At 35.6% G+C, this 11661-nt stretch carries 9 protein-coding genes and 2 pseudogenes; 8 read left to right on the top strand and 3 right to left on the bottom strand.

The window, feature by feature from the left end; all coding sequences use genetic code 11:
- Positions 1 to 16 precede the first annotated feature (16 nt).
- Entirely contained in the window at positions 17 to 979 is a 963-nt protein-coding gene (locus tag FNW38_RS00725; protein WP_144064410.1) for a sterol desaturase family protein, read from the bottom strand.
- A gap of 281 nt (positions 980 to 1260) precedes the next feature.
- On the opposite strand from FNW38_RS00725, the gene FNW38_RS00720 reads away from it, so the two are divergent.
- Positions 1261 to 2424, top strand: a complete 1164-nt coding sequence (locus FNW38_RS00720) for an imelysin family protein (protein ID WP_143385763.1) — start codon at positions 1261 to 1263, stop codon at positions 2422 to 2424.
- A gap of 67 nt (positions 2425 to 2491) precedes the next feature.
- On the top strand, positions 2492 to 3886 hold the full coding sequence (locus FNW38_RS00715; protein ID WP_143385764.1) for a di-heme oxidoreductase family protein: 1395 nt from the start codon (positions 2492 to 2494) through the stop codon (positions 3884 to 3886).
- 404 nt (positions 3887 to 4290) lie between these two features.
- Here FNW38_RS00715 and FNW38_RS18035 read toward each other — a convergent pair.
- A pseudogene (locus FNW38_RS18035) lies at positions 4291 to 4374 on the bottom strand (tyrosine-type recombinase/integrase); the annotation flags it as partial.
- Positions 4375 to 4459: 85 nt separating this feature from the next.
- Positions 4460 to 6421, bottom strand: coding sequence for an aconitate hydratase (locus tag FNW38_RS00700; RefSeq protein ID WP_143385765.1), 1962 nt, complete (start codon positions 6419 to 6421; stop codon positions 4460 to 4462).
- A 709-nt stretch (positions 6422 to 7130) separates the two neighbouring features.
- Here FNW38_RS00700 and FNW38_RS00695 point away from each other — a divergent pair.
- The 6 genes and pseudogenes from FNW38_RS00695 to FNW38_RS17655 all read left to right on the top strand — a co-directional run.
- Positions 7131 to 8000, top strand: a complete 870-nt coding sequence (locus FNW38_RS00695; RefSeq protein WP_143385766.1) for an ABC transporter permease — start codon at positions 7131 to 7133, stop codon at positions 7998 to 8000.
- Between the two features lie 318 nt (positions 8001 to 8318).
- Positions 8319 to 9686: an ATP-binding protein gene (locus tag FNW38_RS00690; protein WP_218043684.1), complete on the top strand. Its 1368-nt coding sequence runs from the start codon at positions 8319 to 8321 to the stop codon at positions 9684 to 9686.
- A 283-nt stretch (positions 9687 to 9969) separates the two neighbouring features.
- A complete protein-coding gene (locus FNW38_RS00685; protein ID WP_143385767.1) occupies positions 9970 to 10329 on the top strand; it encodes a DUF1016 N-terminal domain-containing protein in 360 nt (119 codons plus the stop codon).
- 79 nt (positions 10330 to 10408) lie between these two features.
- Positions 10409 to 10645, top strand: coding sequence for a hypothetical protein (locus FNW38_RS00680; RefSeq protein WP_143385768.1), 237 nt, complete (start codon positions 10409 to 10411; stop codon positions 10643 to 10645).
- 379 nt (positions 10646 to 11024) lie between these two features.
- Positions 11025 to 11252, top strand: a complete 228-nt coding sequence (locus FNW38_RS00675) for a hypothetical protein (protein ID WP_143385769.1) — start codon at positions 11025 to 11027, stop codon at positions 11250 to 11252.
- A gap of 143 nt (positions 11253 to 11395) precedes the next feature.
- Positions 11396 to 11636 (top strand): annotated as a pseudogene (locus FNW38_RS17655) (ABC transporter ATP-binding protein); the annotation flags it as partial.
- Positions 11637 to 11661 lie beyond the last annotated feature (25 nt).

Genomic DNA, 11661 nt, shown 5'->3' with positions numbered 1-11661 from the left:
CTACAAAAACAGCATTTTAGCGTGTAACTTTATTCGTAATTGCCTTGTAAATACCTACAAAAGGGAGAAACAAATTATTGGAAAACGATTCATATTTTTTTTGCAGGTCAACTTCTTTGCTAATTCCGAAGGTTATTTTGTCCACTTGTTTCGAGCGCAACAAGGTGCCAAACATCCAATCCCAAATGGCCAGCTTTGATCCCATATTATGATCAAAATGTTCCGGATGGTTGCTGTGGTGAATCTGGTGTTGGTATGGACTCATGAATACATATTCTATAAAGTTAAAATATTTGAGTTTCACGCTGGAATGACGCAAATTAGCTCCCAAAAACATAAACAAAAAGGACAAAATATTGATGCCCAGATAAGTAATCGCATGGACCTGATGTGCCGACAAATAATCGAAGAGTCCCATAACCAATCCAAAAACAAGGGTTTCCTTGATATTTACCAGAATCAGTTCTACGGGGTGAATGCGATATTGGGTTACAGGATTGAGCGTGGTCGCCGCATGATGAATCTTGTGAAATTCCCATAGAAATTCAAATCGATGCATGAGATAATGAATGACATAAGTCGTGAAATCACCCAATAATGTTATGGTAAGGGTATATAAAACCAAGGTTTGGGTTGTGCTTAAAGTTCTCGTTTCGTAGCCAAAAGTTCGCGCCAAAAAATCATCGGTATAAAATGCCAGATAAAATCCAAAGGCCAGATAAGGGCCAATTAGTACCACTTTAATAATGCTGTTAAAGAACAACATCAAATAATCAACTTTGGCGGATTTACTTAGCCATGTTCTTTTATTAAAAATATAGTTAAGAAAAGCCCCCTGATGTTTGGTTTTGAAATATACAAAATAGGCAATCACCCCCGAAGAGATAAAGTACAAAAAATAAAGTCGGTTATCCGAATCCGTAAAATTGCCCAAGGTAACTTTAATTACTTCTTTCAATGTTTGGAAAACCGCTATCATTATTGTTCTTGTTTTATAATTAAATTCAATAAAACGAACGGAATTCTATTCGTTTCATTTATTGAGCTAATTTACTATAATCAAATAATAGCTTCTTTTTACCACATCCAGAAAAATCACATCTATAAAAGGAATTATGAAAAAGGAATTTAATTTTTGCAAATGTACAAATCAGTAAACAAAAACAAATATCTATTTAAATTTATTCTAAATAAAGTTTGGTAATTTAACAAAAGATAATATTTTTGCCTTAAATTTAATTATTCTAAATAAAGCAAAATATGAAAAAAGTATTTTTAAAAGTGTCATTACTTTTGATAACTGGGGTTTTAATTACTTCTTGCAATAATGATGATTCTTCCAATAATTCTAATGTTACAAAAAAACAAGTTGTAGAAAACTACGCAAATATTGCTTTCGCAAATTATAAAAAAGCTTATGATGATGCCGTAATATTAGAAACAGCAATAAATACTTTTACAACAACTCCAACAGAAGCCAATTTTACAATAGCTAAGACAGCTTGGAAAACATCAAGAGAAAGTTATGGTACAACCGAAGCTTTCCGTTTTGCCGATGGACCAATTGATAATGCCGATGGACCGGAAGGATTATTAAATGCCTGGCCATTAGATGAAAATTATGTTGATTATGTTCAAGGAGCAACAAACGCAGGGATAATTAATGATTTAGCAACATTCCCAACAATCAACAAAGCTCTTTTAGAGAGTTTGAATGAACAAGGTGGAGAAAAAAATATTAGTGTAGGTTATCACGCCATAGAATTTTTACTTTGGGGACAAGATTTAACTGCTCCTTCAGCAAATCAAGCCGGTTTGAGAGCATATACAGATTATGTTGTTGGGGGGACAAATTCAAACCAAACCAGAAGAGCTGCTTATTTGAATGCCTGTGCTGATTTATTAACCGATAATTTAGAGTATTTAGTAAACCAATGGAAAGTTGGCGGTACCTATAGAGCCACATTCCTTGCACTATCTGATGATGTTGCTATTAGAAATATTTACCTGGGAATAACTACACTTGTATCAGCAGAATTGCCTGTAGAGCGTATGGATGTTGCATTAGGAAATGCAGATCAGGAAGACGAACATTCTTGTTTTAGTGACAATACACATAGAGATATTGCTTTAAACCTTCAAGGAGTAATCAACGTATATAAAGGGAATTACGGAACGGTTGATGGAGCGTCATTGGAAGATTTAGTTAAGCAGTCTAACACAAATACATACAACAGTACTGATGTATCTTTGAATGCAGCAGTAACTAAAATTAATACTATATTAACCCCTTTTGATTTAGCTATTTCAGGCGGTTTATCATCAACCGAAGGAGCAAAAGTGAGGGTAGCGGTTTTACAGCTGAAAGATTTTGGCTCTAATTTACTTGCCGGTGCTTCAAATATCGGTATCACTGTAAATTAATGAATCAGTAAATTCAAGTTTAATTAAAGTGTCCTTTTTAACTGGACACTTTTTTCTATTTAACAAAATGAAGAACACTCTTAAAGGTCTCGCTTTTTTAATTTGCTTTCAACTCTTTAGTTGTGCTAATAATGATGATGAATATATAGCATTAACTCCGGAAGAGAGAGAACAATATTCCGGTGGAGAAACTACTGTTTTTAATACTTCGGAAGAAGCTTTTGGCTTTTTTGCTCCCAATTTGACATTCGATGAACAATCCGATTTTGGTATCGGAAACTCCTTTTTTAGACAAAGCTGGATTTCTGCACCCTCTTCTACAACTGCAAGAGATGGTTTGGGGCCATTTTTTAATGCAATAGCCTGTGCCAGTTGTCATTTTAAAGACGGAAGAGGAAGAGCTCCTCTATTTGATGGTGAACTTGGTCACGGATTATTATTAAGGTTAAGCATTCCTGGTACAAACAGTAATGGGGGGTCACTTCCAGATCCAATTTATGGAGGACAATTACAAGACAATGCCATTCTTGGACAAACTGTAGAGGGTAAATATATGATTACCTATCAATCTATCACCGAAACTTTTACAGATGGAACTACTGTAATCTTGCAAAAACCAATCTATCAAATCAATAATTTGGGGTATGGATTATTGGCTAACAATGTACAAATTTCGCCAAGAGTTGCAAGCCAAATGATTGGTTTAGGATTATTGGAAGCCGTTCCGGAAAGTACTATTTTAAGTTTTGCAACCAATAATAATAGCGATGGTATCTCAGGAAAAGCAAACTATGTTTATGATGTTGCTTCAAATAGTCAGAAGCTAGGTCGTTTTGGATGGAAAGCAAATCAACCCAGTGTTCGTCAACAAGTTGCTGGTGCTTTCTTAGGAGATATGGGGATAACAACCAGTTTATTCCCTAATGAAAATATACCAGCCGGAGTTGATGCAACAACAATTCCAAATGGTGGTACACCCGAAATTTCAGATTTAAATTTAAACCGAATAACTTTATATTCCAGTACATTAGCAGTTCCGGCAAGGAGAAACTATTCCAATCAAAATGTGCTAAAAGGAAAAAAAATATTTGAAACTATCGGTTGTATTGGTTGCCATATTCCTAAAATTCAAACAGGAAATAATCATCCAATTACAGCTTTACGCAATCAAACCATTCGTCCATTTACGGATTTATTATTGCACGATATGGGAGAAGGATTGGCGGATAATACTCCCGATTTTCTAGCCACAGGAAACGAATGGAGAACACCTCCTTTATGGGGTATCGGACTTATTCAAACCGTGAATAATCATACCAATTTATTACACGATGGTAGAGCAAAAAATTTAGAAGAAGCTATTCTATGGCACGGTGGTGAAGGTCAAAATGCCAAAAATAAATATAAACAACTTTCTGCAAAAGACAGAAATGATTTGTTGAGTTTTATTAATTCTTTATAATGTATTATCCTGATATGAGTTGATATAATAGTCTTCTTATATCAGGAAAAAACAGACTTTGCTTCTAAAGAATTATTACTTGGGTCTTTTACTAAATTGAGTTTTGTCTTCAAAATCATCATATCCTCACTCACTTTTTTATCCAAAATTTTAGCATAGTGTTGTGTGGTTCTAATATTTTTATATGACAGTCCGCAATATGTTCCAAAGGATAAAATAGGACACACAGATAACACGGATTGAACAAATTAACACAGATTTAAATTTGTTTGATTCACCAAGTAAAAAAATCCGTGTAAATCGGTATAATCTGTACAATCTGTGGGCTAATATTTATGCTTTATAAATGTACAAACGACGAAAATTATATTCGAAATGATTTTAGTCCGTATTACGGATAGTCATATATTTTTATGTCCCAACATTTTGCTCACGCTTTCTATGGGAACACCATTTGTGAGTGTTACAGTCGTCGCAAAAGTGTGTCGGGTAAATTATTTCCTGGTCTGTTAAATCTTGTTCGTTGTTATTGCTAAAACGTTGAAAGTATATTTTAAATCTTTTTTAAGTTTTTCACAGATTGATGCGTTTCTTATCCTTTACATAATTTATAGCACCACCCTTTAAGATTACTTCAATTTGCCGGTCACTTATATTCAAGACGAGCGGAATTTCCATTTGCTTTCCAATTACTTTTGCATTCAAAACTTTCCTGTTTTTTATTGCTGATCTCAGTCCTTCGATTCTTAGTACATCACCCTGTTCCAGTTTGTCAAAATCATCTTTATTTTGGAATTCAAAAGGGATAATACCAAAGTTAATCAGGTTCTGCCAACCAATTCGGGCATACGATTTTGAAATGGTAAATAGTTGGCCTAAATATCTTGGGGCCAATGCTGCATGCTCTCTGCTGGAGCCCTGTGCGTAATTTTCGCCTGCTACCACACAAAAACCATTGTGCTTGTTTTGGTTTTCTATAGCCCGATCGTAAAAGTGCTGGTCAATCACATAATAAGAATATTTGCTGATTTCAGGAATATTAGAGCGTAACGGCAATACATCTGCACCCGCTTTTAATATTTCATCTGTAGAAATGTCATCTCCCATTTTTAAAAGAATGGGGATTTCTAATTCGTCAGGAAGTTCGCCAAACTCGGGGAGCGTTTTAATATTCGGGCCTTTGATCAATTCAACCGATTTTCCATTGGGAGGAATCAGCATTTGCTGATTCACATTAATGATGTCCGGTTCTTTCCATTTTGGATAAGTAATATTAAATTGTTTTTCGAGATCTCTTGGGTCAGTAATCTTTCCTGTGAGTGCAGCGGCGGCGGCAGTTTCCGGACTACAAAGGTATACCTGATCATCAAGCGTTCCGGAACGTCCCGGGAAATTACGAGGCATTGTTCGGAGACTGATGCTATTGGTAGCTGGTGCCTGCCCCATACCAATACAACCCATGCAACCTGATTGATGAACGCGGGCACCGGCAGCAATCAAGGAAGCAAGAGCCCCCATTTCTGTCAGATTTTGTAATATCTGACGGGTGGAAGGGTTGACATCAAAAGAAACCTCCGGAGATGAAAATTGTCCTTTTACAATTTGGGAAACAATCCAGAAATCACGCAGCCCCGGATTGGCTGAAGAACCTAATACAACCTGCGATACAGGTTTGCCACTCACTTCTCTGACCGGGACTACGTTACCGGGGCTACTAGGAATTGCGATTAAAGGTTCTAATTCAGATAAATTAATTTCTTCATCATGATCATAAGCAGCTCCTTCATCTGCTTTTAGTCCCATCCATTGGTCTTTCCGTCCTTCTTTTCGAAGAAACTCTTTTGTGATTTCATCAGAAGGGAATACCGAAGAAGTGGCACCCATTTCGGCACCCATGTTGGCAATAACATGCCGATCCCAAGCGCTAAGGTATTGGAGTCCGGGGCCATAATATTCTAAAATATATCCGCGTCCGCCATTTACATCATACCGTCTTAACATTTCTAAAATCACATCTTTTGCACTGACCCAATCCGGTAATTTGCCTGTAAGCTTAATCCCCATTATTTTTGGCATCTTCACAAAATACGGTTCGCCGGCAGCTGCAAGAGCCACATCCAATCCGCCGGTACCGATGGCCAGCATTCCGATACCACCCCCTGCGCAGGTATGACTGTCAGAACCTAACAGCGTACTGCCGGGTTTGCCAAATCTTTCCATATGTACGGCATGACTAATTCCGTTCCCCGGTCTACTAAACCAATACCCAAAGCGGGCAGCAGCCGATTGCAGAAAAAGATGATCGTCCATATTTTTGTAATCGGTCTGCAGTAGATTATGATCCACATATTGAACAGCGACTTCAGCTTTGGCTCTTTCTAATTGAAAAGCTTCTAATTCAAGCATGATTAAGGTTCCGGTAGCGTCTTGTTGCAGCACATGATCTATCTTTAATCCAATTTCGCTTCCAGGCTTCATTTCACCTGAAAGAAGATGACTGCTAATCAATTTTTGGCTAACGTTTTGATTGTTCATGATTATTTTCAGATTTGTTTTATGTAATGTATCTGTTTTAAAGTGAATGATTTGTATGTTATTTTAGAGTGTATTAAAGTTACTCATTTTTAACTTACGTTAAATTATATTTATTCCTTTTATAACAGTGTTCTGTTATATATTTTAATCCAATTCAAAATTAATTCTATATTCCCGCTCCCTTTTTTATCTGGTTTTTTTACATAAGTAAAGATTGTGAAAATGTGATAGGCCTATTGCATTTTTATATTTAGGAGTTTGTTTGTAGTTCTAAATCCCTAAAAGTTATAGAATATCAGGAATGTAATCCTTAAAAGTTATAGAATATCGGGAATGTAATCCGTAAAAGTTGTATTTTTATTATTCCTGTATCGTTTAGGACAGATAATTTTTTATAATATAAAACAATTTGAACGGAAGGATGATGGTGATTTTCTTTGATAACGATTCTTTAAATTAGCAAGGTGCTTTAAGTTTATTTTTCTAATCGTAGTTCAGATCGATTGCATTAAATGAATAAAAGCTAATTCGAAAAAGAATTAATCTGTCAAGCGATTTTTAATGCAATACCAAGAGCAAATTATTTATATTTGCTTCGTAATGATAGTATTTAACGAATAAAGAAAAGTGCGCTCGACTGCAGCCTGTCCTGAGCGAAGCCGAAGGGCTCGAGAAGACAAAATCAACACTAGGATTTTAGTACAAACCCATGAGCCAACCCGAACATACAAATACCACTTGGCTGTTTGAAATAACACCCAAAAATAAATTCTTTTCTCTTAATCTTAAAGAGGTTTGGCAATACCGTGATTTGCTGATGCTTTTTGTGAAGAGAGATGTGGTGACTGTTTATAAGCAAACTGTTTTAGGACCCCTCTGGTACCTGATTCAACCTTTGTTTACTTCTATTACTTTTACCATTATTTTTAACAACGTGGCAGGAATTGATACGGGAACAGTACCTCCGTTTTTGTTTAACTTGGCCGGAATTACGGTTTGGAATTATTTTACTGCTTGCCTCAACGATACCTCGGACACCTTCAAAAGAAATGCAGCTATTTTTGGCAAAGTCTATTTTCCTAGAATTATTATGCCTCTTTCTATAGTTATCTCTAATTTGCTTAAATTTGGAATTCAATTTCTGATATTTATTGCTTTTTATATTTATTATTACTCTCAGGGTGCAGGGATTAGCTTAAATGGAACGACCCTTTTTTTTCCTTTACTAATTGCCTTGATGGGTATTTTAGGGTTGGGATTGGGAATGTTTATTTCGTCCTTGGTTACCAAATACAGGGATTTTAGTTATCTCATCAGTTTTGGCGTACAATTACTGATGTATGTATCGGCCGTAATGTATCCCATGGCATTAATCAAGGAAAAAATCCCCAATTATAGTTGGTTGGTTCAATATAATCCGTTGGCTTATGTGATAGAAACCACACGCTATATGTTGCTGAATGTTGGTCATATTTCTATTTCAGGATTAGGCTATACGTTCTTAGTAACGGTAATTGTGTTTTTTGTGGGATTGTTGGTTTTTAATAAGATGGAGAAGAGTTTTATAGATACGGTTTAGGGAGTAGTGGTCAGTATGCGGTTACAGTTATTCAGTTTTTAAAACTATTGCAATCAAAAATCGTTACCCGAGCCTGAAAGTGCGAACTGGGGGAGCAATCATCATTCAACAATCAAAAAAATAGTGATCGGTAATCAGGTTTCGGAAGGTAGGTAAATGATTTCAGATAACAGGTTTCAGATGGCAGTTTTCGGGTTTGACATTGTATTAAACATTGCTTTTTTTTACAGAGGACAGGATTTTTTTAATCGTCAGACATCAATAATCACATAATTAGTGCTATATTTGTGATTAAAAACACATAAAACATATTAAATAGTGGGAATTGCATTCAAAAGAACCTTAGAGGCCGATTTAATCCGGTGGAGTACTGCGCCAAATCATAAGCCATTGATTCTAAATGGTGCACGACAGGTTGGGAAAACCTACTTAATGAAATGGTTAGGAACGCACCACTTTAAAAAGATGGCCTATTTTAATTTTGATGAAAAACCCGAGCTCACGCAATTTTTTGAAAACACAAAAGACGTCCATCGAATTTTGGAAAATTTATCCATTGTTCATGGAGGGGAAATTGACTCTGATACATTGGTTATTTTTGATGAAATTCAAGAATGCCTCCCCGCTTTAAACACCCTTAAATATTTTTTCGAAAATTTACCTCAAGTATATGTTATTAGCGCCGGCTCTTTATTGGGTATTTCACTTGGAAAAGCGCATTCTTTTCCGGTAGGGAAGGTTCAGTTTCTGACGCTTTATCCACTTGGATTTACGGAGTTTTTGGACCAATGCGACCCTAAATTAGGAACCTATTTAAAAGGGATTAAAAAAATAGAACCCATACCAGATCTCTTTTTTTCGTCAATCAAGGACAATTTTAAAAAATATTTAATCACAGGCGGTCTGCCAGCTGTAGCTTTAACATTTTTGGAGACCAAAGATTTTGGGCAAGCTGATGCGGTTCTGAACGACTTAATTCGTTCCTACGAACTTGATTTTGCCAAACATCCTGTTATGAAAGATATAGCCAAAATTAGTTATGTATGGCATTCTCTTCCTTCTCAACTTGGCCGAGAAAATAAAAAATTTGTCTATCAATTGGTGAAACCCGGGGCAAGAGCAAGAGAGTATGAGGATGCTATACGCTGGTTAGAACAAGCTGGATTAGTGTATCGTATTCATTTGTGTAAAATTCCAAAACTGCCTTTATCTGCCTATGATGATTTGAGCGCTTACAAAATTTATGTTTTCGATGTTGGGATATTGCGCAAACAGTCTAAACTTGATCCCATTGCATTTACGGAGGGGAACAGACTGTTTGTTGAATTTAAAGGAGCCCTTTTGGAAAACTATATTTTACAAAGTCTTATTCCTCAATTTGAGGTAATGCCCCGCTATTGGACATCGGGGAATGAAGCCGAGGTTGATTTTATTATTCAATCAAAAAATGAAATCATCCCTATCGAAGTAAAATCGGATGAGAATGTAAGAAGCCGTAGTTTAACGTTTTATGCCAAAAAATACAGTCCTCCCCTTCGAATAAAATATTCCTTAAAAAACCTATCCTACCGAGATGGATTGCTAAATATACCGCACTTTATGGCCGATTATACTACAGCACTAATTGCATTAATTGATACTGTAAGTAGTTTTGAAAATCAGGACACAAAAATATTGAATAATTGAAATAGCTTCCTTAAATTTGGCAAATGTCATTAGGTGTTCAGTGATTAGGCAGCAGATTTCAGATTCAGGATTATATCGCTATTGAAATTATTGTTATTTTTTATTTTTATTGAAATTGCCATTACTATTGAAATTAGTATTGATATTGCGAATTAAACAAATAAACAATTACACGATTAACCAATTAACCATTTTCAACAGGTATAACATCTGGCAAACTTTAGAAACTGATTTGTCAAGTATTAAAAATAGGTAAGAGCAACTTTTCGAGAAAAAATGTAGAATGAAAAATGGATTAAAACATGGCGAAGATGTACTACTATCCGATATTAGGTCAATCATCTATCAAACAAAAGAAACGGTAAGTAAAATTATCACGTCAAATGTTGCCACAATGTATTGGAAAATTGGAAACAGTATAAATTCCGAAATACTGGACAATCAGAGAGCTGAATACGGGAAACAAATTGTCGCTACACTGTCACGACAATTGACAATCGAGTATGGCCGTTCCTACGAAGAGAAAAACTTGCGCAGAATGATACAATTTGCTACTCAATTTTCTGACATAAAAAATGTCGCTACGCTGTGGCGACAATTGAGCTGGTCTCATTTCAAGATAGTAATTCCCAATACTGATTAACTATTGCTTTTTTAGGTTGTAAATCGACTGTAAAATAAAACTATTTGTTACATTTGTTTATAAACTAAAAAAAGCAAAAATGAATGCGATACGACAATTTGTTGAGGTAAAAAACCATACTTTTACCATTGTGCTTCCTGATGATTTTGATGCCAGCAGTGTTGAAGTTATTATTTTGCCCAAACAACAAAATAAAATTGAACTTTCGGACGAAACAAAAATAGTACTTGATTCTCGATTAAATGATTACATGCAAAATCCAGATGAAGTGAAAGATTTTGATTTGTTGCTAGATGAATTGGAACAAAAATTATGAAATGGAAGATGGTATATAGACCATTTGTAAAACATGATTTGCAAAAGGCAATACATTATTTCGACTTATTTACATAAAAAACCACTAAAGGTTTAATGTTAGCAGGGTCGAATTCCCCTCTTGAGAGGGGGTTAGGGGGTGTGTTTTTTGTTTTTAAAGGCAACATCCATTTGATGATAGTAGTGTAAAGCGCTTAATTCTACAAATAACAGCATTTTTATTTGGGCGTGACCCTCCGTAAAAACTACGGGTCGGGCTTTCCGTTCCCGCTTTTTTTTATTCGTTGCCTTCGACAAGCTCAGGCAACAAATAAAAAAAGAGCTCCACTACAATCCCTCACGCAGACCAACTGCCAAGAAACAAAATTACTGTAATCAAAATGCTGTTTATTTTAGAATATAGCCACAAATACCAACTAAAGATAGAAATGATGCGTAAGATAAAAATAATAGAATTAGAAGTAGATTTCATTGGAGGAGAGGGTTCATTGACAATTGAAGAAGAAAAAAGCTTAAGTGACTTTTTTAAACAACAAAAATTGACTTTGGCTAATCCGGAAATTAAAAAATCGGTACGAAAAGCAAAACAGAAAAACACGGCTAAATAACAGCGTTCAGATTTCAAACGTTTAACTGTTTAACTTGAGAGCCTATAAAAAAGAATTTCAATAGCAATAGCAATTTCAATAATAATGGCAATTTCAACACATAACCAAATAAACAATTACACGATTAACCCATTAAACCTCCATTGAAAGACATCATCCTTAAAGCCGAAAACATCTCCGGCGCCATACCGCTTGGGGCAGGTAGGGACAGGCACGCTGAGTCATGACCTGAACCGTTGGTGGCATCAGGTGCGTGGTAAGGAAAATCCGTATTAAAAAATAGGTGACACTAACGACCGCAGTACCAAAGGAACGAGCAATTATGTTTGGGCATTACAGGATATTAATTTTGAAGTGGAACGTGGCGAGATTATGAGTATATTGCTGTTGTGAATTTTTTTTTTGGGAG

The organism is Flavobacterium gawalongense, from assembly GCF_007097265.1.
Classification (GTDB): Bacteria; Bacteroidota; Bacteroidia; order Flavobacteriales; family Flavobacteriaceae; genus Flavobacterium; species Flavobacterium gawalongense.
Note: the sequence above shows the minus strand (reverse complement) of the source record. Positions and strands in the feature narration are given on the sequence as shown.

What these genes read in the sequence shown, in the direction of transcription:
- FNW38_RS00695 (WP_143385766.1), top strand. Translation starts at nt 7,131, where the DNA reads ATGAGCCAACCCGAACATACAAATACCACTTGGCTGTTTGAAATAACA.
- FNW38_RS00725 (WP_144064410.1), bottom strand. Translation starts at nt 979, where the DNA reads ATGATAGCGGTTTTCCAAACATTGAAAGAAGTAATTAAAGTTACCTTG.
- FNW38_RS00685 (WP_143385767.1), top strand. Translation starts at nt 9,970, where the DNA reads ATGAAAAATGGATTAAAACATGGCGAAGATGTACTACTATCCGATATT.
- FNW38_RS00715 (WP_143385764.1), top strand. Translation starts at nt 2,492, where the DNA reads ATGAAGAACACTCTTAAAGGTCTCGCTTTTTTAATTTGCTTTCAACTC.
- FNW38_RS00675 (WP_143385769.1), top strand. Translation starts at nt 11,025, where the DNA reads ATGCTGTTTATTTTAGAATATAGCCACAAATACCAACTAAAGATAGAA.
- FNW38_RS00680 (WP_143385768.1), top strand. Translation starts at nt 10,409, where the DNA reads ATGAATGCGATACGACAATTTGTTGAGGTAAAAAACCATACTTTTACC.
- FNW38_RS00700 (WP_143385765.1), bottom strand. Translation starts at nt 6,421, where the DNA reads ATGAACAATCAAAACGTTAGCCAAAAATTGATTAGCAGTCATCTTCTT.
- FNW38_RS00720 (WP_143385763.1), top strand. Translation starts at nt 1,261, where the DNA reads ATGAAAAAAGTATTTTTAAAAGTGTCATTACTTTTGATAACTGGGGTT.